We start from the raw sequence: 19,847 nt of genomic DNA, 5'->3' as shown, positions 1-19,847 counted from the left end.
CGACCGCAGCAGCCCAGGAGGCTTCCCCTATGACCGCCCAGTACTTCGCCCCGGTGGCGTCGCCGCAGCACCCACGGTCCACGTTCGCCGACCGGCACATCGGGCCGTCTCCCGACGAGCAGTCCCGGATGCTGGCGGCCATCGGCTATTCGAGCGCCGAGGCGCTGATGGACGACGCGGTGCCCGGCGCCATCAGGACCGGCCGGCCGCTGGACCTGCCGGCGGCGCTGAGCGAGCCGCGGGCCCTCGCGCGGCTGCGCGAGCTCGCCGCGAGGAACACCGTCGTCCGGTCCATGATCGGCCTCGGCTACCACGGCACGCACACGCCCGGCGTCATCCTGCGCAACGTCCTGGAGAACCCCGGCTGGTACACCGCCTACACGCCGTACCAGCCGGAGATCTCGCAGGGCCGCCTGGAGGCGCTGCTCAACTTCCAGACCGTGGTGAGCGACCTGACGGGGCTGCCGGTCGCCAACGCCTCGCTGCTGGACGAGGGGACCGCCGCGGCCGAGGCGATGGCGCTGGCCCACCGGGTGTCCAAGCGCAAGGAGCCGGGCGCCTTCCTCGTCGACGCCGACGCGCTGCCGCAGACGAAAGAGGTCATCCGCACCCGCGCCGTCCCGCTCGGCATCGAGGTGGTCGTCGCCGACGTGGCCGGCGGGCTGCCCGAGGGCGACTTCTTCGGCGTGCTCCTGCAGTACCCCGGCGCCTCCGGCGCGGTCCGCGACCTGGAGCCCGTCACCGCCGCCGCGCACGAGCGCGGCGCCCAGGTGGTCGTCGCGGCCGACCTGCTCGCGCTGACCCTGCTGCGGCCGCCGGGCGAGTCCGGCGCCGACATCGTCGTCGGCTCGTCGCAGCGGTTCGGCGTGCCGTACGGCTTCGGCGGCCCGCACGCCGGATACATGGCCGTCGGCGAGGGCATCCAGCGGCAGCTGCCGGGCCGCCTGGTCGGCGTCTCGGTCGACGCCGACGGCACCCCCGCGTACCGGCTGGCGCTGCAGACCCGCGAGCAGCACATCCGGCGCGAGAAGGCCACCAGCAACATCTGCACCGCGCAGGTGCTGCTCGCCGTCATGGCGAGCATGTACGCGGTCTACCACGGGCCGGAGGGCCTCGCGGCGATCGCCGGGCGGACGCACGGGCACGCCGCCGAGATCGCCGAGGGGCTCCGCGGGGCGGGCGTCGAGGTCGTCCACGGTTCCTTCTTCGACACGGTGCTCGCGCGGGTGCCGGGGCGCGCCCGGGAGATCCTCGCCAAGGCGCTGGAGAACGGCCGCAACCTGCGCCTGGTCGACGACGACCACCTCGCGATCGCGTGCGACGAGACCACCGACGCCTCCGACGTGGCCGCGGTGCTCGCCGCGTTCGGGGTGGAGCGGGCGCCCGAGCCGGGCACGGAATCGATCCCCGAGGCGATCCCCGAGGCGCTGCGGCGGGAGAGCCCCTACCTGACCCACCCCGTGTTCCACGCGCACCGCTCCGAGACCGCGATGCTGCGCTACCTGCGCAGGCTGCAGGACCGCGACATCGCGCTGGACCGGTCGATGATCCCGCTCGGCTCCTGCACGATGAAGCTGAACGCCACCACCGAGATGGAGCCGATCACCTGGCCCGAGTTCGCGGACATCCACCCGTTCGCGCCCGGCGAGCAGGTCCAGGGCTATCTGGAGCTGATCGGCGAGCTGGAGTCCTGGCTCGCCGAGATCACCGGGTACGCCAAGGTGTCGGTCCAGCCGAACGCCGGTTCCCAGGGCGAGCTCGCCGGGCTGCTGGCCATCCGCGGCTACCACGCCTCCCGCGGCGACCATGGCCGCACCATCTGCCTGATCCCGTCCTCGGCGCACGGCACCAACGCCGCCAGCGCCGTCATGGCCGGCATGAAGGTCGTCGTGGTCAAGTGCGACGACCGGGGCAACATCGACCTCGACGACCTGCACGCCAAGATCGACAAGTACCGTGACCAGCTCGCCGCGATCATGGTGACCTACCCGTCCACGCACGGCGTGTTCGAGGAGACCATCGCCGACACCTGCAAGACCGTGCACGACGCGGGCGGCCAGGTCTACGTCGACGGCGCCAACCTCAACGCGCTGGTGGGCCTGGCCCGGCCGGGCGAGTTCGGCTCGGACGTCTCCCACCTCAACCTGCACAAGACGTTCTGCATCCCGCACGGCGGCGGCGGCCCCGGCGTCGGCCCGGTCGGCGTGCGCGAGCACCTCGTGCCGTTCCTGCCCAACCACCCGCTGCGCGCGGAGGCCGGTCCGCAGGAGACCGGCGTCGGGCCGATCTCGGCCGCGCCATGGGGATCGGCCGGCATCCTGCCGATCTCCTGGGCGTACATCGCGATGATGGGCCCGGACGGCCTGCGCGAGGCCACCGAGAACGCCATCATCGGCGCCAACTACCTGGCCGCGCGACTCGCCCCGCACTACCCGGTGCTCTACACCGGGCGCAACGGGCTGGTCGCGCACGAGTGCATCGCCGACCTCCGCAAGATCACCAAGGAGACCGGCGTCACCGCCGAGGACGTCGCCAAGCGGCTGATCGACTACGGCTTCCACGCGCCGACCCTGTCGTTCCCGGTGGCGGGCACGCTGATGATCGAGCCGACCGAGAGCGAGGACCTCGCCGAGCTCGACCGGTTCGTCGACGCCATGATCGAGATCCGCCGGGAGATCGAGCGGGTCGCGGACGGCACCTACGACCGCGACGACAACCCGCTGAAGAACGCCCCGCACACCGCGGCGAGCCTCGTCACCGAGGACTGGAAGCACTCCTACACCCGCGAGGAGGCGGCCTACCCCGTCCCGGCGCTGCGCGAGGACAAGTACTGGTCGCCGGTGCGCCGCGTCGACCAGGCGTACGGCGACCGCAACCTCGTGTGCTCGTGCCCGCCGCCGGAGGCGTTCGAGGACTGATCGCGGAATCGGTGATCTTCTTGGCCGGATCCGGGTGTCGTCCCGGGCCGGAGGCGCCCGTCTCGGTAGGCTCGGGGGACCATTCGATCCCCAGAAGGCTGCCGCATGAGCAAGACGCCTGACGATCCGGCTCGGCTGTGCGAGGAGGCCCGGCGGCTCGCCGAGAACGGCGAGGCCGGCCGGGCCGCCCGGCTGTACGAAGAGGTGCTCGCGCTGGGCGACACGCCGGAGCGGGCGCAGGCCGCGCTCGGGCTGGCGGTCGTCCTCGACGACTCCGGGGACGTGGCCGGGGCCCGGGCGGCCGACCGGGCCGCCATCTCGACGGGCGACCCCGAGTACGGGGCGCGGGCCGCCTACCACCTGGCGCTCACCCACGAACGGGCCGGCGAGCACCAGGAGGCCGGCCCCGCGTGGCAGGCCGTGGTCGACTTCGGCACCCGCGCCTACCTGCCGCCGGCCTTCCTGGCGCTCGGACGGCTGGCCGACGACGCCGGTGACTTCGAGGCCGCGCGCGGTCACTGGGAGGCCGCGATCGGCACCGGCGACCCCGAGTACGGCCCGGTGGCCGCCCACGACCTCGCCCAGCGGCTGCTCGAACGCGGCGAGCCGGCGCGGGCCCAGCGCGTGCTGACCGCGGGCCTGAAACTCATCGACCGCGAGTCCGCCCCGTACGCCTACGCGCGGCTGGCGGTGGCCCTCGGCATCTCCTACCTCGACCAGGCCATCGGCGCGTTCGGCGCGGCGCTCGGCGACGACGGCACCGCCGCCGACGCCGAGGTCGGGCCGCTGGCCACCGAACTGCTCGCGCGCACGCTGCCGCTGCGCGGCCGCGGCGACGAGGCCCGCGAGGTCTGGCGCCGCGGCCTGTCCGACCCCGGCGTGTCCGGCCAGGTGCGGGCCCGGCTCCGCCGCGACTTCGGCGGCGACGACGAGGACGCGAACCCGGCCGACCTGTGGTGGGAGCCGGTGGTCGAGGCGGCGGTCTCGGACGGCTCGCTCCCCGCGGTTGCGGGCGAGGCCTTCGGGGCCCTCGACCACATGTACGCGCTGCTGGCCGTCCGCTACGCCGACGGCCCCGCCGCCGAACCCGGGCCCGCGCAGACCCACGACCTGCTGGGCCAGGCGGTCAGGGTGCCGAGCGACTACCTCTGGGGCCCGCTGCTGCACGAGAGCTTCGCCGAGCGCCTGCGCCTGGCGACCGGCACCCCCGCCCAGCAGTTGCCCCCCGGCTGGCCCGACGCCTGACCGCTCAGCCTGCGACGTTTCGTTCGGCGACGACCTTGCCGATTCGCACCCGTACGAGGTATTCGCCCGGCACGGCGTTGCGCTCGCCGAACTCCTTGCCCCGCGCCTCGCCCATGTAGCGGCTGCCGATGGCCGTCGCCCACTCGCGCATCTCGTCCAGGTCCTCCGACAGCGTCGCCTCGCCCTTGATGACCACGAACGAGAACGGCGGCTCCTGGTCGTCCACGCAGATCGCCACCCGGGGCTCGCGCCGCAGGATGCGCCCCTTGAGGCTGTCGACGCCGGTGTTGAACACCAGGTCCGGGCCGTCCAGCACGAACCAGATGGGCGTCACGTGCGGGGCGCCGTCCTTGCGGGTCAGCGCGATCTTCCCGGTCCGGGTGCCCTCGGACACGAAGGCCCGCCACTCACTGTCTGTCATCTGTTCCATGAGCCAAGTCTGCCGTACCGGGACGCGGCCGCTACGGTGGGTCACATGGAGATCGTCACGGCCCACGGCCCGGCCGGGATCACTCTGGACGAGGTGGACGACCCCGCGTTCCTGCTGGTGCTGACGCACGGATCGAACGGGGGAGTGGAGGCCCCGGACCTGCTGGCCGTCCGGGCGGTCGCGCTCGCCCTCGGCGGCGCGGTCGCCCGCGTCATGCAGCCGTTCCGGGTGGCGGGCCGCCGCGCCCCGGGCCCGGCGGCCAAGCAGGACGAGGCCTGGCTGGAGATCGTCAAGCTGCTGCGGGACCGGTGCGGCGCCGTGCCGCTCGTCCAGGGCGGGCGCAGCAACGGGGCCCGGGTGGCGTGCCGCACCGCCCGCGCGGCGGGGGCGGCCGGCGTCATCGCGCTGGCGTTCCCGCTGCGCCCGCCGCGCAATCCGGAGAAGTCGCGGGTGGACGAGCTGCGCTCGGCGGGCGTCGAGGTGCTCGTGGTGAACGGCGACCGGGACCCGTTCGGCGTCCCGGACCCGGCGGACGCCGCCGAGGTCGTCGTGCTGCCGGGGGAGCGGCACGAGCTCGCCAAGGACCCGGACGCGGTGGGCGCGGCGGCGGAGCCGTGGCTGCGCCGTTGGAGCGGCACCCGTTGAACGAAAGACGCCCGCACGAAGCGGGCGTCGAGGGGAGTGCTGTTGTGGTCGTGTTCCTCTGGGCCGCGAATCGGGCCCAGAGGTCCAGGGCGAGTGAGCCTGCCCCCGAGGATGATCACCCGTTTGGACTAGTCCCCCGTGTGGAGCTAGTTCAGGCGGCGGACGGAGCGATCAGGTCCGTCGGCCGGTGCGGTGCGATGACTTCCCCGTCGGGCAGCAGCTCACCGGTGTCCTCGAAGAGCACGACGCCGTTGCACAGCAGGCTCCACCCCTGCTCGGGGTGATGCACGACCGTGCGTGCGGCATCGCGGTTCTGTCCGTCAGGCGAGGGACAAGGCGGCTGGTGCGGGCACATCGGCGTGCCTCCGGTCTTCGACTTCGATGCGGTTTGTTTGTCGTCTTTATGACGTACCCCAGTGTGATGCGGTTCGCATTGCCGCGGCCATAGCCCGTTGGGACGGTTGTTCTTTGGTACCGGAGTACGGGACGGCTGTGACCCGCCTCACTCTGAAGTGCCACTCCCGGGGGGTCAGGATGTGGTTTTCCAGGAGCGTGGAACCAGCGTGCCCCGCGATCGACGACAGGTGACGAACGACACGCCGTCCGGCGGGCAAACGCCTCACCCGGTTCCGGGGCCGCGCCGTCAGGGGGCGACGGCGGCCAGGACGAGGTCGAGCCCGCCGTTGAACCGGGCCTCCCAGTCCACCGTCTCGCCGGACCCGGCCGGCGTCCCGCGCACCTCCAGCGCCGTGTGCCCGATGACGTACCCCAGCAGCGTGTGCGCGGCCACCTCGGCGGCGGCCTCGGGGACGCGGCCCAGCCGCAGCGTCTCCTGGAGCGAGGCGGTCGTGGTCGCGAGGGCCGCCGGGTTGCGGCTGGTGACCAGGAGGGGCAGCACCCCGGCGTGGTCGAGCAGCCGGGCCCGGTAATCGCGGGCCCAGTCGCGCAGGGCCTCGCGCCAGCCCGCCGCGCCGCTGATCCGTGCCGGGGCGATGGCCACGTGGGCGACGAGGCCGTCCAGCAGCTGTTCCTTGCCGCGGGGGAGGTGGTGGTAGATGGCCATCGCCTCCACCTCCAGCGCGTCGCCGAGGCGCCGCATCGTGAGGCGGCCGAGCCCCTGGCCGTCGACGATCTGCAGGGCGGCCTCGATGATGCGCTCGATGCTGAGGGGCGTGCGGTTCTGGGCGTTGATCGCCGGCTGTCGGACCATGGAGCAGACCTTACTGCGTAAAGGGCGCGACTTGGGCGTCCCGCGCCACGACACGCCGATGGCGGGGCGTACGCTTACCCGCAGTCAGATGTGAACGACGGGATTCAAGGGAGTCACCCGATGCCGCTGGGCCGCCGTGTCAGCAAGGAAGCCATGGAGATGTACGAGGCCGACCAGCGGCTGGCGGGCACCCACAAGGACCGGCTCGCGGAGGCCGCCGCCGCCGAGGACGCGTTGCGCGCCGCCCAGGCGCAGGGGAGCGCCGAGAGCGGGGCGGACGAGCTCGCCGTCGCCTTCGACAAGGCGCTGACCGCGGTGCTGCTCGCCGCCGAGGCCGCCGAGCGGGTCGCGTCCGGCCCGAAGACCTACGCGCCGGAGTCGGCGGACCCGAAGGCCCGGCGGGCCGCCGAGATCGCCCGCCGCAAGGCCAAGGCGCGCCCGGCCGTCACACCGTGGACCGGTGAGGTCGACCGGATCCGGACCGCCCGGGAGCAGCACCGGATGGCCTACCGCGTACGGCCTGCCGCCGCTGTCTGACCGGCCGCCCGCGTCCCGGGCCCGCGACACAGCGTCCGCGCCGGGTGGCACCGGCCGCCGAGTTCTGAGAATCTACCCTCTCGGGGAAGGCCGGGGGGCTTCCCGCACCGGGCGCCGGGGAGGAGCGCCCCGGCGTGGCGGGAGCACCCGGCGCCAGGGCCGCACGAACGTCATGGTGCTCTTACCGCGGGGGGAAGTCACGTTGGAGCGCACGCCGCCGGATCGGCATCGCGTACTCGAGTCCTATCAGGACGGAGTGCAGGCGATCCGCGCGCTGGCGGCCCGGGTCGGCGACTGGAACGTGCCGACGCCCTGCGCGGAGTGGCAGGCCCTCGACCTCGCCGGCCACCTGCGCTGCGTCGCGGAGAACTGCCTGGAGTACCTCCAGGACTCGCCCGACAGCCGACTGGCCAAGCTGTTCGCCCAGGACGCCGCCGCGGCGGTGCTGATCCGCCAGCAGGCCCGGCAGAACGCCACCGAGCTCGCGGTCCTGCCGCCCGAGCCCGGCCCGTCCCGGATCATGGCGTTCACCGTGTCGGCCGGTGCCTACGCCGACCTGATGCCGGAGATGTGGGACCGCACCCACCTGATCTACCGCGGCACCAAGTACACCGTGGGCGACCACGCGGGCGCCGCGTGCGTGGAGTGGCACCTGCACGCCTGGGACCTCGCCAAGGCGATCGGGGCCGACTACCGGCCGCTCGATCCCGAGCTGCTCGTGTCGGCCTGGCACTGGGGCGTCCCGCATCTGCCGCTGGCGCCGGGAGACGCGTGGGAGACGGTGCTGCGCTCCTCGGGCCGGTCGCCCGGCTGGCCGGAGGAGAAGGGCCCGGCGCCGCCGTCCGCGACGCGCGGCGCGCCGGCCGCCCCCGGCCGCCGCCGGGTGCGCGGCCGGCGCGCCTGATCCCGATCCGTTCCGGTCAGACTCCGACCAGCTTCCTGCTGTGCGTGCGGATGTAGACCAGGTAGGTCAGCGCGAAGCACAGGGCGTAGAAGGCGATGAAGGTGATGTAGGCGGCGTCCCCGGTCTTGTAGGTGAGGAACGACTGCCGGAAGGCGATGTTGACCAGCACGCCGCCGAACGCCCCGATCGCTCCCGCGATCCCGATCAGTGCGGCCGCGAGCCGGCGGGACTCGACCTCGGCCGCGGCCGGGTCGCCGCCGTTGGCGACGCCCAGCTCCGCCTTCGCCCGGAAGATCGCCGGGATCATCTTGTAGGTCGAGCCGTTGCCGACGCCGCTGAACACGAACAGCAGGATGAAGCCGGTGAGGAACAGGGCCAGCGACTTCTGCTGCGAGGCGACCAGCACCACCGACGCGGCGGCGGCCATCGCGACGAAGTTCCAGAACGTCACCCTCGCGCCGCCCAGCCTGTCGGCGAGCGCGCCGCCGACGGGCCGGATCAGCGACCCGAGCAGCGGGCCGAGGAACGTCAGGTAGGCGGCGTCGATCGGCGTCGGGAAGTCGGCCTTGAACTGCACCTGCAGCACCTGGCCGAACGCGAAGCCGAAGCCGATGAACGAGCCGAACGAGCCGATGTAGAGCACCGAGATGACCCAGGTGTGCGGGTCCCTGCTCACGTCCCGCATCCCGCGCTTGTCGTTGCGGGCGTGCGCCAGGTTGTCCATGAAGAGGGCCGAGCCGAGGGTGGCCAGCACGATGAGCGGGATGTAGATCCCGGCCACCAGGCCCGGGTGGTCCTTGCCCGCGGTCGCCAGCACGAGCAGGCCGACCAGCTGGACCGCGGCGACGCCGATGTTGCCTCCGCCGGCGTTGATGCCGAGCGCCCAGCCCTTGAGGCGCTGCGGGTAGAAGGCGTTGATGTTGGCCATCGACGAGGCGAAGTTGCCGCCGCCCACGCCCGCGACCGCCGCCAGGATCACCAGCGTGGAGTACGAGACGCCCGGCTCGATGAGGAACGCGGCCAGCACCGAGGGGATCAGCAGCAGCGACGCGCTGAAGATCGTCCAGTTGCGCCCGCCGAACTTGGCGACGGCGAACGTGTAGGGGATCCGCAGCACGGCGCCGAACAGCGCCGGGACGGCGGTGAGCATGAACTTGCCCGCCGGGTCGATGCCGTAGGCCGGGCCCAGGAACAGCACCAGCACCGACCACAGCGTCCACACCGAGAACCCGATGTGCTCGGAGAAGATCGAGAAGATCAGGTTGCGGCGGGCGACCTTCGCGCCGCCGTTCGCCCAGAACTCGGGCTCCTCGGGCCGCCAGTCGTCGATCCAGTGACCCTTGATCCGGGTCAGCGGCCGGCCGCGGCCTTTCCGTGCAACATCGGTCGTGACGGTCATCGGGACTCCTCGTCGGTCGCTGTGGCGTTGCCGACGCTAGGAGCCGCGGGTTTCGTCGTTGTGTTTCGCGTAATGCGGCAGTGATAACTCTGCTGCACCGCGCCCGGCGCGTGGTGTGAGGGCCCCGGCCGGAGCCGTCCAGGTCAGGGCCGGGTCAGAGCCCGGCGAGGGCCCGGTGAGAGCCGGGTCACACGTGCCCGGCGAGCGCCGCCGCCCGGCGCGGCTCCGCGGTGCGGGCGCAGTGCGGCGAGCAGTACCACTGCCGGTCGACCTCCACTCCGTGGCCGAGGATGCGGCACTCGCAGTGCTCGCAGATCGGCGCCATCCGGGTGATCGCGCACTCGAACGAGTCGAAGGTGTGCACCGCCCCCTGCGCGTGCACCTCGAAGCTCATCGCGTACTCGTTGCCGCAGACCTCGCAGGCCGCCATCGACGGTCCCCCCGTTTCTCCCACATGATCGTCTTTCGTAGGCGATCTACCCAGCCGGGAGCGGGTTCTATCCCGTTTCTATCCCGTCCTGTCACCCAGCGTGACGAAGGAGGGTTCGCGGCCGTCCTCCAGGTAGACGGCGCGCCGCTCGGCGAGACCGCGCAGGCTGGGCTCCATGCGGCGGGAGATGTGCGGCGGGGCGAGCTCGGGGATCTTCTCGACGGCCACCAGCACATGGTCGGAGAGCTCGTCGGGCGGCAGCCGGACGGCGGCGGCCTGCTCGGCCGTGACGGTGCCGGCGAAGACGAACACGTTCACCGCGTCCACGCCGCCGCGGGGCGATCCCCAGTCGACGCAGACCAGCCCGTCCAGGCGCGGCACGAAGCCGAGCTCCTCCTGGCATTCCCGCACGCACGCGGTCAGGGGCGACTCGCCCTCCTCGATGACCCCGCCGGGCAGGAACCAGCCCTCCTTGTAGGTGGGCTTCACCAGCAGGACCCGCCCGAGGTCGTCGAGCAGGAGGGCCGCGGCGGCGCCGCGGGTGCGCGGCAGGGAGGCATAGTAAGCAAGGTCGGGCATAGTCCGAGGTTAGGCGCCGCGGACGGCGCGCCGAGGGCGCCCGGGCGGGCCCGTGACCGCTTTCGCGCGGGAGATCGGAGGGGTACCGCGAATCCGTTCGGGATGCGGCCGGGCGGCGCCGAATGGGCCCTGCCGGCCGCCGACAACGCTCGACACGTGATCGTCGCGGGGCGGGCCCGGCTCATACCAGGCTGACCTTGGAGAACGGAACCGCGTGAGCGGCATTTAACATCCGGGTCACAAGCGGGACGCAACCGTGAAATGCCGTCCGAACACTCTCGGAACATGACCGAGACCCCGACGCACTGTCCCTACTGCGCCTTGCAGTGCGGCATGACCCTGGGCGGCAGCCCCGTCCGGGTCACCCCGCGCGAGGACGTGCCCGCGAACCGAGGGGGCCTCTGCCAGAAGGGCTGGACGTCGGCGGAGATGCTGACGGTCCCGGACCGGCTGACCACCCCGCTGATGCGCGCGCGGCGCGGCGCGCCGCTGGAGCCGTGCGGCTGGGACGAGGCCCTCGACCGGATCGCCGCCGAGACGGGACGGTTGCGGGCCGCGCACGGCAGGGACGCGATCGCGGTGTTCGGCGGGGGCGGCCTGACCAACGAGAAGGCCTACCAGCTCGGCAAGTTCGCCCGGATCGCGCTCGGCACCTCGCAGATCGACTACAACGGCCGGTTCTGCATGTCCTCGGCCGCCGCGGCGACCAACCGCGCGTTCGGGATGGACCGCGGCCTGCCCGGACCGATCACCGACCTGGGCCAAGCCGACACGATTCTCGTGGTGGGCGGCAACGTCGCCGAGACCATGCCGCCGTTCATGCGCCACCTGACCGAGATGCAGGACCGCGGCGGCGCGCTGATCGTGGTCGATCCGCGCCGTACCGCCACGGCCCGCCAGGCCGGCCTGCACCTCCAGCCGACGCCCGGCACGGACCTCGCGCTGGCCAACGGGCTGCTGCACCTGGCCCTCACCGAGAGACTGGTGGACGAGGAGTACATCGCCGCCCGGACCAACGGGTTCGAGGCCGTGCGGACCCTGGTCAACGGCTACTGGCCCGACCGCGTGGAACGCATCACCGGCGTGCCGGTGCCGCACATGCGGGAGACGGTCCGCCTGCTGGCCCGGGGCGGCCGGTCCCTCATCCTCACCGCCCGCGGGGCCGAGCAGCACGCCCGAGGCACCGACATGGTGACCGCGTTCATCAACCTGGCGCTGGCCCTGGGCCTCCCCGGCCGGGAGGGCTCGGGCTACGGATGCCTCACCGGGCAGGGCAACGGGCAGGGCGGCCGCGAGCACGGCCAGAAGGCCGACCAGCTGCCCGGCTACCGCAAGATCGACGACCCCGCGGCGCGCGCGCACGTCGCCGGAGTCTGGGGCGTGGACCCCGAGAGCCTTCCGGGCCCCGGCCGGTCGGCTTACGAGCTGCTGTCGGCGCTCGGCACTGAGGATGGGCCGAAGGCGATGCTGCTGTTCGGCTCCAACCCGGTGGTGTCGGCGCCGCGCGCAACCGCCGTGGAGGAGCGGCTGGACGCGCTGGACCTGCTGGTCGTCGCCGACTTTGTGCTGTCGGAGACGGCCCGGCGGGCAGACATCGTGCTGCCGACCGCGCAGTGGGCCGAGGAGTCGGGCACGATGACCAACCTGGAGGGGCGGGTGCTCCGCCGCCGGCAGGCCGTGCCGCCGCCGGCGGGAGTCCGGTCCGATCTGGAGATCATCGCCGCCCTCGCCGACCGGCTGGACGCGCCCGGCAAGTGGAGCTGCGAGCCCGCCGAGGTGTTCGACGAGCTGCGCGCCGCGAGCGCGGGCGGCCTGGCCGACTACTCCGGGATCACCTACGAGCGGATCGAGGCGGAGGGCGGCGTCTTCTGGCCGTGCCCGGGCGAGGACCACCCCGGGACGCCGCGTCCCTTCCTGGACCGGTTCGCCACCCCGGACGGGCGGGCCCGCTTCACCCCGGTCGACCACCACGGCCCCGTCGAGAACGTCGACGACGAGTACCCGGTCTACCTGACCACGGGCCGCGTCCTCGCGCAGTACCAGAGCGGCGCGCAGACCCGGCGGGTGCGGCCGCTCGTCGAGGCCGCCCCCGAGGCGTTCGTGGAGCTGCACCCCGACCTTGCCGAACGGCTGGGCATCGACGACGGGTCCGGCGTGCGCGTGGCCAGCAGGCGGGGCACGGCGACCGTCCGCGCCCGGCTCACCGACGCCATCAGGCCCGACACGGTCTTCATCCCGTTCCACTGGGCGGGGGACGAGCGGGCCAACCTGCTCACCAACCCCGCCCTCGACCCCCTGTCGCGCATGCCGGAGTTCAAGGTGTGCGCCGTACGGCTCGAACCAGCCGGACCATCGAACGGAGCGAAGCTGTGAGCATCGTCGTCATCGGCAACGGGATGGCCGGATCGCGGTTCGTCACCGAGCTGCGCGACCGGGACCGGGAGACGCCCCTGACGGTGTTCGGTGCCGAACGCCAGCAGCCCTACAACCGGGTGTTGCTGTCGAACGTGCTCGCCGGGGTGGCGGGGCCGGACCAGATCGGCCTGGTGGACCCCTCCTGGTACGAGCGCAACGACGTCGACGTGCGGTCCGGCGTCGAGATCGTCCGCATCGACCGCGACGCCAAGGAGGTGCACGCGGACGACGGAAGCGCGACCCCCTACGAGACGCTCGTCATCGCCACCGGGAGCACGTCGTTCGTGCCCCCGATCCCGGGGACCGAGGGGGGCCTGCCCGCCGGGGCGGTGGCCTTCCGCACCCTGGACGACTGCGGCGCGATCCTGGACGCCGCGTCGACCGCCCGGACCGCGGTGGTGGTCGGCGGTGGCCTGCTCGGCATCGAGGCCGCGCGGGGGCTCGCCGGGCGCGGGCTGGAGGTGACGGTCGTCCACCTGGCCGGTCACCTCATGGAACGCCAGCTCGATCCCGGGGCCGGACGGGTGCTGGCGCGGACCCTCGGCCGCCTGGGGATCCGTGCCCTCCTGGACGCCAACGTGACCGGCCTCTGCGTCGGCGACGAAGACACGCGGGTCACGGGGGTCGAGCTGGCCTCCGGCGACGTGGTGGCGGGCGACGTGGTGGTCATGGCGTGCGGGGTGAAGCCGGAGGTCACGCTGGCCCGCGCCGCCGGCCTGGAGATCGATCGCGGCGTCGTGGTGGACGAGACGCTCACCTCGGTCACCGACCCGTCCGTCCGGGCGATCGGGGAGTGCTCGCAGTACGGCGACGTGGTCTACGGCCTGGTCGCGCCCGCCTGGGAGCAGGCGGCCGTGCTGGCCGACGTGCTCACCGGCGCCGACACCGGCGCGCGGTTCACCGGCGCCCGGCAGATCACCCGTCTCAAGGCCGCCAGCGTGGAGCTGGCGGCGATGGGGGAGACCCACCACGGCGACGACGATCCCGACGTCGAGGTGATGCGGTTCGCCGACGCCAGCCGCGGCACGTACAAGAAGGTCGTCATCAAGGACGACCGGGTGATCGGCGCGATCCTGCTCGGCGAGACGAGCACCGCGGGCACGCTGACCCAGCTCTACGACCGGGCGGCGCCGCTGCCCGCCGACCGGCTCAGCCTGTTCTTCCCGGGGGTGGGCGGCGCGCAGACCGCCGATTCGCCGGTGCGCATGCCGGACGCCGCGACGGTCTGCCACTGCAACAACGTTTCGAAGGGGCAAATACGCGCGTGCTGGGAGAAAGGCGCGCGTTCGGCGGCGGCGGTCGCGGCCGAGACGAGGGCGAGCACCGGCTGCGGGGGATGCCGTGACGCCCTGGAGGGCATCGTGGGCTGGCTCGACGAGCAGGAGTCGGCGCCCGTCGGCTGAGACCTCCGTACACCGGACCCGGCCGTCCACCGAACCCCGCCGCGAGAGCGGCGGGGTTTTGTGCTTTGCGAAAGAACGCACGAATTTCCGGATCGGTCATTACGAGGGTGACCACGAATCGATTTCAGCGTGAGCGTCTTTTAACACGCCGGTGACAAAGGGGACGCAGCCGCGAAACGGCCTCTGCTGAGGATCGGCGCATGGGTGATGGAGGAGACGAGCGGATGAGGTTGGTCGTCGTCGGGCACGGCCCGACCGGGCACCGGCTGGTGGAGGCCCTGCGCGAGCGGGACACCGCGGGCGCCTGGCGGGTCACGGTGGTCGGCGAGGAGATCAGGCCCGCCTACGACCGGGTGGCGTTGACCTCCTACCTGACGGAGGACGCGGAGCTGGCCTACCCGGCGCACGACGCGGACGTGGAGATGGTCACCGGCGACCGGGTCGTCGAGATCGACCGGGACGCGCGCACCGTCACGACGGGCAGCGGCCGTGAGCTCGGCTACGACGCGCTGGTGCTGGCCACGGGCTCGGCCCCGTTCGTGCCGCCGGTGGCGGGCAAGGACCTGCCGGGCGTCTTCGTCTACCGCACCATCGACGACCTGGAGGCGCTCCGCGCCCACTGCTCGAACCTCACAACGTCAAGCCCCGGGGCCGGTGGCGTCGTCGTGGGCGGCGGACTCCTCGGCCTCGAAGCCGCACGCGCCCTCCAGGGTCTCGGCGTCGACACGCACGTGGTCGAGGTCGCGCCCTGGCTGATGCCGCGGCAGCTCGACGAGGGCGGCGGCGCGATGCTGCGCCGCCACATCGAGGGCCTGGACATGAAGGTGCACGCGGGCACGCCGATGGCGGGCCTGGAGGCCGGCGACACCGGCGCCGTGGCGCGGGTGGCGCTCGCCGACGGCTCGGCCATCGACGCCGGGGTGGTGGTCTTCTCCGCCGGCATCCGGCCGCGCGACGAGCTGGCCCGCGCCTGCGGCCTGCCGGTGGGCGAGCGCGGCGGGATCGTGGTCGACGAGAACTGCCGCACCGCCGACCCCGCCGTCTACGCGGTGGGCGAGTGCGCCCTGGCCGGCGGCCAGGTGTACGGGCTGGTCGCCCCCTGCTTCAGCATGGCCGAGGTGGTCGCCGACCAGCTCCTGGCCGCGGCCACGGGGGACGCGAGCACCGCGAGCTTCACCGGCGCCGACCTGTCGACGAAGCTGAAGCTGATGGGCGTGGACGTCGCCAGCTTCGGCGACCCGTTCGCCGGGCCGGAGCAGGGGGCACTGGACGTCACCTACACCGACCCGGTGGCGGGGATCTACAAGAAGCTCATCGTCAGCGACGACGCGCGGACCCTGCTCGGCGGCGTCCTGGTCGGCGACGCCGAGTCCTATCCGACGCTCCGCGCGTTCATCGGCGCGGAACTGCCCGGGACCCCCGAGCAGGCGCTGTTCGGCGGCACCGAGGCGGCCGGGGGCGAACTGCCCGGCGCCACCGTCATCTGCAGCTGCAACAACGTCAACGCCGAGCACATCCGCTGTGCCATCCGGGACGAGGGCCTCACCGACATGGGCGGGGTGAAGGGCTGCACCCGCGCCGGGACGAGCTGCGGCAGCTGCGTGCCCCTGGTGAAGAAGATCCTGGACGCCGAGCTGACGGCGGCCGGCATCGAGGTCAGCCGGGCGCTCTGCGAGCACTTCGAGTACAGCCGGGCCGAGCTGTTCGACATCGTGCGGGTGCGCGGGATCACCACGTTCACCCAGCTGATCGCCGAGCACGGCAAGGGCGGGCGGGGCTGCGACATCTGCAAGCCGGTGGTGGCCTCGATCCTGGCGAGCCTCGGCAACGGCCACATCCTCGAAGGCGAGCAGGCCGCGCTGCAGGACACCAACGACCACTTCCTCGCCAACATGCAGAAGAACGGCACCTACTCGGTGGTGCCGCGCATCCCCGGCGGGGAGATCACGCCGGACAAGCTGATCGTCATCGGTGAGGTCGCGCGCGACTTCGGTCTCTACACCAAGATCACGGGCGGCCAGCGGATCGACCTGTTCGGCGCCCGCGTCGAGCAGCTGCCGAGGATCTGGAAGCGGCTGGTGGACGCCGGGTTCGAGTCGGGCCACGCCTACGGCAAGGCCCTGCGCACGGTGAAGTCGTGCGTCGGTTCGACCTGGTGCCGCTACGGCGTCCAGGACTCGGTGGCGATGGCGATCCTGCTGGAGCTGCGCTACCGCGGCCTGCGCGCCCCGCACAAGCTCAAGTCCGCCGTTTCAGGCTGCGCACGCGAATGCGCCGAGGCGCAGAGCAAGGACTTCGGCATCATCGCCACCGAGAAGGGCTGGAACCTCTACGTGGCGGGGAACGGCGGCATGCGCCCCCGGCACGCCGACCTCTTCGCGACCGACCTCGACGACGAGACCCTCGTCCGCTACATCGACCGGTTCCTGATGTTCTACATCCGCACCGCCGACCGGCTGCAGCGCACCGCGAGCTGGCTGGAGGGCCTCGAAGGCGGCCTGGACTACCTGCGCGAGGTGATCGTCGAAGACCGGCTCGGCATCTGCGCGGAGCTGGACGCGGCGATGGACCGGCACGTCGGCTCCTACGCCGACGAGTGGCGCGACGCCATCGAGGACCCCGGCAAGCTGAGCCGCTTCGTCTCCTTCGTCAACGCCCCCGACACCCCCGACCCGAGCATCGTCTTCGAGCAGGAACGCGATCAGATCAAGCCGGTCCTGGTGACCGGTCCACGCCTGGAGGTGGCCGCCCGATGACCACGACACCCGACATGACGCTCACCCGAGACGCCGCCGTGCTCCCCGCCGCCGCGCCCGCCCGCGCGGGGGGCTGGGTGGACGTCTGCTCCTACACCGACCTGATCCCCGAACGCGGCGCCTGCGCGATGGTCGGCGGGCGGCAGGTCGCGATCTTCCGCACCTTCGAGGGCGAGCTGTTCGCGGTGTCGAACTTCGACCCGTTCAGCGGCGCGTACGTGATCTCCCGGGGCATCCTCGGGAGCCGCGGCGGCGCGCCGACCGTCGCGTCCCCGATGTTCAAGGACGTCTTCGATCTGCGGACCGGCGCCTGCCTGGCCGACCCCGAGGTGGCCCTGCCCACCTTCCCGATCCGCCGGAATCCGGTGGACGACCGTGTGGAGGTGGGGTCGTCCGATGAACACCGGGGGCTTGATGAGCACCGACAGTGAGCCACTCGCCGGGTTCGCGGTCGGCGTGACCGCCGATCGCCGGCACGAGGAGCTCGCCACGCTGCTGGAGCGGCGCGGGGCCCGGGTCGTGCTCGCGCCGGCGATCCGCCTCGTCCCGCTGTCGGACGACGCCGACCTGCTGCACGCCACCGGCGACTGCATCGAGCGGCCCCTCGACCATGTGGTCGTCACGACCGGGATCGGCTTCCGGGCCTGGCTGGAGACCGCCGACGGCTGGGGGCTGCGCGACGCGCTCATCGAGCGGCTGTCGCGGGTGGACCTGCTGGCGCGCGGGCCCAAGGCGCGCGGCGCGATCCGTTCGGCCGGGCTCCAGGAGGTGTGGTCGCCGGAGTCGGAGAGCTGCGCCGAGGTGCTCAAGCACCTGCTGGAGAAGGACCTGACCGGCTCGCGGATCGCCGTGCAGCTGTACGGCGAGCAGCTTCCCGAGTTCACCGGCGCGCTGCGGGCGGCCGGGGCCGAGGTGATCGAGATCCCGGTGTACCGGTGGTCGCGCACCGAGGACTCCACGCCGCTGCGGCGGCTGGTGGGGCAGGCGGTGGCGGGGACGGTGGACGCCATCACGTTCACCAGTTCCCCGGCGGTCGCGGCGACGCTCGCGGTCGCCGCCGAGGACGGCCTGGAGGAGCCGCTGCTGGAGGCGTTGCGGACGCACGTGGTGGCGGCCTGCGTCGGGCCGGTCACGGCGCAGCGGCTGACGGAGCGGGGCGTGCCGACGGTCCAGCCCGAGCGGGCGCGGATCGGGGCGCTGGTGCGGGCGCTGGTCTCCGACCTGCCGCAGCGGCGGGCCAGGCGGATCGAGGTCCGCGGGTTCTCGCTGGAGCTGCGCGGGCACGCCGTGGTGCTCGACGGGCAGCTGAGGCCGATCGCGCCTGCCCCGATGGCGATCCTGCGCGCCCTGGCGCGGCGGCCGGGACACGTGGTGTCGCGTGCCGAGCTGTGCGGGGTGCTGCCCAGCCGCCTGATGGTGGGCGGGGTGCCGTGGGGCCGGGACGGGCGGCCCCAGGCCGACGAGCACGCGGTGGAGATGGCGGTGGCGCGGCTCCGGCGCGGGCTGGGCCGGTCCGGGATCGTCGAGACCGTCGTGAAGCGCGGGTACCGGCTCGCCTGCGACCCGCGGCTGGCCGACCCCGTCCGAGCGGAGATGAGTGGCTGAGTTGAGGGACGTGCATCCGACGTTGCTGGCCGTGGCGCACGGCACGCGCGACCCGGCAGGCGCCGCCACGGTACGGGCGCTGCTCGACCGGGTGCGGGCGCTGCGGCCGGGGCTGCGCGTGGCCGAGGCGTACGCGGAGATCGCCGCGCCGTCGCTGGAGGACGCGCTGCGCGGCGTCGGCGGGCCGGTGGTCGCGGTGCCGCTGATGCTGGCGCGCGGGTACCACGCGCTGATCGACATCCCGGGCCGGGCCGAGCGGCTGCAACCGGGCCTGGTGACCTCCCGCCCGCTCGGGCCGCACGGCCTGCTCGCCACGGCGATGATCGACCGGTTGGCGGCGGGCCTGGGCGGCGGAGAGCCGCTGCGGCCCGCCGACGCGGTGGTGCTCGGCGCGGCCGGGTCGTCCGATCCGGCGGGTGTCGCGGACGTGCGCGCCGCCGCGCGGATGTTGTCGCGGCGGCTGCGCAGGCCGGTGCCGTTCGGCTTCGTCGCGGCCGACGGCCCGCCGCTGGCCGAGGTGGTGGAGCGACGGCGCCGCGAGGGAGCGGGCCGCGTGCTCGTGGCGTCGTATCTGCTCGCGCCCGGGCTGTTCCACCACCGGATCGAGGCGGCGGGCGCCGACGCCGCCAGCGCCCCGATCGGGGCGCACGACGCGGTGGCGCGGCTGGTGCTGCACCGGTTCGACGAGGCCGGGCTGCGGCTCGGCGGCGCGGTGCGCGTGGCCTAGGCGGGCAGCCGGCGGACGAGGGGGCGCTTCCGGAGACGACCGTGGACCCGCCCCGCCTCGGAATGTCATCGGTGCGGCATGGATCGGTCTGGTCTGGAGGGTATTTCGCCGGGGATCGGGGCGTCCGCGAAGCGCGGGTCGTGGTGGGCGAGGATCTTGAGCATGAGCGCCCGGAACTGCTCGCGTTCGACCGGGTTCAGCGGATCGAGCAGCAGGTCGTTCATCCGCTCGCCCCGGGCCCGGCGGTCGTGCAGCGCGAGGCGGCCCGCGTCGGTGAGGTGCAGCGAGTAGCGGCGCCGGTCGCGGGCGTCGCGGTGCCGCTCGACGTAGCCGTGCCGCTCCAGCAGGTCGATCACGGCGACCAGGTCGCCCGGATCGAAGCTGAGGCGCTCGCTGAGCTCGCGCTGCGACATCGGCCCGTGGCCGGCCAGCCAGGCCAGGGCGAGCGTGTGCGGCAGCCGCAGCGGCTCGTCCGGATAGAGCTCGGCCGAGCGGCGGCGGGCGAGCCTGATGAGCTCGAACATCAGGTAGGTGGGCACCCGGAGCAACGGATCCGGCGGCGGCTCGGCGCCTTCGGGATTCGTCACGTGCGCGACTCCCTCGCAGTCGTAAATCTCTTGACCTGAAACTTAGGATATTCCTAT

18 protein-coding genes are annotated in these 19,847 nt (G+C 73.1%); 11 read left to right on the top strand and 7 right to left on the bottom strand.

The window, feature by feature from the left end; genetic code table 11:
- The first annotated feature begins 29 nt into the window (after positions 1–29).
- Both gcvP and ACGFNU_RS21880 read left to right on the top strand, forming a co-directional pair.
- Entirely contained in the window at positions 30–2,918 is a 2,889-nt protein-coding gene (gene gcvP, locus ACGFNU_RS21885; protein ID WP_392596182.1) for an aminomethyl-transferring glycine dehydrogenase, read from the top strand.
- Between the two features lie 105 nt (positions 2,919–3,023).
- A complete protein-coding gene (locus tag ACGFNU_RS21880) occupies positions 3,024–4,163 on the top strand; it encodes a tetratricopeptide repeat protein (protein ID WP_392596181.1) in 1,140 nt (379 codons plus the stop codon).
- A gap of 4 nt (positions 4,164–4,167) precedes the next feature.
- Here the strand turns inward: ACGFNU_RS21880 and ACGFNU_RS21875 are convergent, their stop codons facing one another.
- Entirely contained in the window at positions 4,168–4,593 is a 426-nt protein-coding gene (locus tag ACGFNU_RS21875) for a PPOX class F420-dependent oxidoreductase (RefSeq protein WP_392596180.1), read from the bottom strand.
- Positions 4,594–4,638: 45 nt separating this feature from the next.
- Between ACGFNU_RS21875 and ACGFNU_RS21870 the strand changes: the two genes are divergently transcribed.
- Positions 4,639–5,238: an alpha/beta family hydrolase gene (locus tag ACGFNU_RS21870; protein WP_392596178.1), complete on the top strand. Its 600-nt coding sequence runs from the start codon at positions 4,639–4,641 to the stop codon at positions 5,236–5,238.
- Positions 5,239–5,389: 151 nt separating this feature from the next.
- On the opposite strand, the gene ACGFNU_RS21865 is transcribed toward ACGFNU_RS21870, so the two are convergent.
- Positions 5,390–5,593, bottom strand: a complete 204-nt coding sequence (locus ACGFNU_RS21865) for a DUF5999 family protein (RefSeq protein ID WP_392596176.1) — start codon at positions 5,591–5,593, stop codon at positions 5,390–5,392.
- A 288-nt stretch (positions 5,594–5,881) separates the two neighbouring features.
- Positions 5,882–6,448: a TetR/AcrR family transcriptional regulator gene (locus tag ACGFNU_RS21860; protein ID WP_392596175.1), complete on the bottom strand. Its 567-nt coding sequence runs from the start codon at positions 6,446–6,448 to the stop codon at positions 5,882–5,884.
- Positions 6,449–6,568: 120 nt separating this feature from the next.
- Between ACGFNU_RS21860 and ACGFNU_RS21855 the strand changes: the two genes are divergently transcribed.
- Both ACGFNU_RS21855 and ACGFNU_RS21850 read left to right on the top strand, forming a co-directional pair.
- Complete coding sequence (locus ACGFNU_RS21855) at positions 6,569–6,985, top strand: plectin (protein WP_392596173.1); 417 nt, start codon at positions 6,569–6,571, stop codon at positions 6,983–6,985.
- A 256-nt stretch (positions 6,986–7,241) separates the two neighbouring features.
- Positions 7,242–7,889, top strand: a complete 648-nt coding sequence (locus ACGFNU_RS21850; RefSeq protein WP_392596171.1) for a maleylpyruvate isomerase N-terminal domain-containing protein — start codon at positions 7,242–7,244, stop codon at positions 7,887–7,889.
- A gap of 16 nt (positions 7,890–7,905) precedes the next feature.
- Here the strand turns inward: ACGFNU_RS21850 and ACGFNU_RS21845 are convergent, their stop codons facing one another.
- The 3 genes from ACGFNU_RS21845 to ACGFNU_RS21835 form a co-directional block, all read right to left on the bottom strand.
- Positions 7,906–9,288 (bottom strand): MFS transporter, encoded by a 1,383-nt coding sequence (locus tag ACGFNU_RS21845; protein WP_392596170.1) that lies wholly within the window; start codon positions 9,286–9,288, stop codon positions 7,906–7,908.
- Between the two features lie 187 nt (positions 9,289–9,475).
- Entirely contained in the window at positions 9,476–9,718 is a 243-nt protein-coding gene (locus ACGFNU_RS21840; protein WP_392596168.1) for a hypothetical protein, read from the bottom strand.
- A gap of 78 nt (positions 9,719–9,796) precedes the next feature.
- Complete coding sequence (locus tag ACGFNU_RS21835; RefSeq protein ID WP_392596166.1) at positions 9,797–10,297, bottom strand: NUDIX domain-containing protein; 501 nt, start codon at positions 10,295–10,297, stop codon at positions 9,797–9,799.
- A gap of 285 nt (positions 10,298–10,582) precedes the next feature.
- On the opposite strand from ACGFNU_RS21835, the gene ACGFNU_RS21830 reads away from it, so the two are divergent.
- From ACGFNU_RS21830 to ACGFNU_RS21805, 6 genes are all read left to right on the top strand, one after another.
- Positions 10,583–12,670: a molybdopterin oxidoreductase family protein gene (locus ACGFNU_RS21830; RefSeq protein ID WP_392596164.1), complete on the top strand. Its 2,088-nt coding sequence runs from the start codon at positions 10,583–10,585 to the stop codon at positions 12,668–12,670.
- Entirely contained in the window at positions 12,667–14,115 is a 1,449-nt protein-coding gene (locus ACGFNU_RS21825) for an FAD-dependent oxidoreductase (protein ID WP_392596162.1), read from the top strand. The genes ACGFNU_RS21830 and ACGFNU_RS21825 overlap by 4 nt, the downstream gene beginning before the upstream one ends.
- 200 nt (positions 14,116–14,315) lie before the next feature.
- Positions 14,316–16,871: a nitrite reductase large subunit NirB gene (gene nirB / locus ACGFNU_RS21820; protein WP_392596160.1), complete on the top strand. Its 2,556-nt coding sequence runs from the start codon at positions 14,316–14,318 to the stop codon at positions 16,869–16,871.
- Positions 16,868–17,302: a nitrite reductase small subunit NirD gene (gene nirD, locus ACGFNU_RS21815; RefSeq protein ID WP_392596158.1), complete on the top strand. Its 435-nt coding sequence runs from the start codon at positions 16,868–16,870 to the stop codon at positions 17,300–17,302. Before nirB ends, nirD begins: the two co-directional genes overlap by 4 nt.
- Positions 17,286–18,476 carry a uroporphyrinogen-III synthase gene (locus tag ACGFNU_RS21810; protein ID WP_392596156.1) on the top strand — a complete coding sequence of 397 codons (1,191 nt, stop codon included), beginning with the start codon at positions 17,286–17,288 and terminating at the stop codon, positions 18,474–18,476. The genes nirD and ACGFNU_RS21810 overlap by 17 nt, the downstream gene beginning before the upstream one ends.
- Positions 18,469–19,203, top strand: a complete 735-nt coding sequence (locus ACGFNU_RS21805) for a sirohydrochlorin chelatase (RefSeq protein ID WP_392596155.1) — start codon at positions 18,469–18,471, stop codon at positions 19,201–19,203. The genes ACGFNU_RS21810 and ACGFNU_RS21805 overlap by 8 nt, the downstream gene beginning before the upstream one ends.
- 65 nt (positions 19,204–19,268) lie before the next feature.
- Here ACGFNU_RS21805 and ACGFNU_RS21800 read toward each other — a convergent pair whose 3' ends face one another.
- On the bottom strand, positions 19,269–19,790 hold the full coding sequence (locus tag ACGFNU_RS21800) for a MarR family winged helix-turn-helix transcriptional regulator (RefSeq protein WP_392596153.1): 522 nt from the start codon (positions 19,788–19,790) through the stop codon (positions 19,269–19,271).
- Positions 19,791–19,847 lie beyond the last annotated feature (57 nt).

This window comes from Spirillospora sp. NPDC048911 (assembly GCF_043198015.1).
Taxonomy (GTDB): Bacteria; Actinomycetota; Actinomycetes; order Streptosporangiales; family Streptosporangiaceae; genus Spirillospora.
This window is presented reverse-complemented; position numbering and strand designations above follow the sequence as displayed.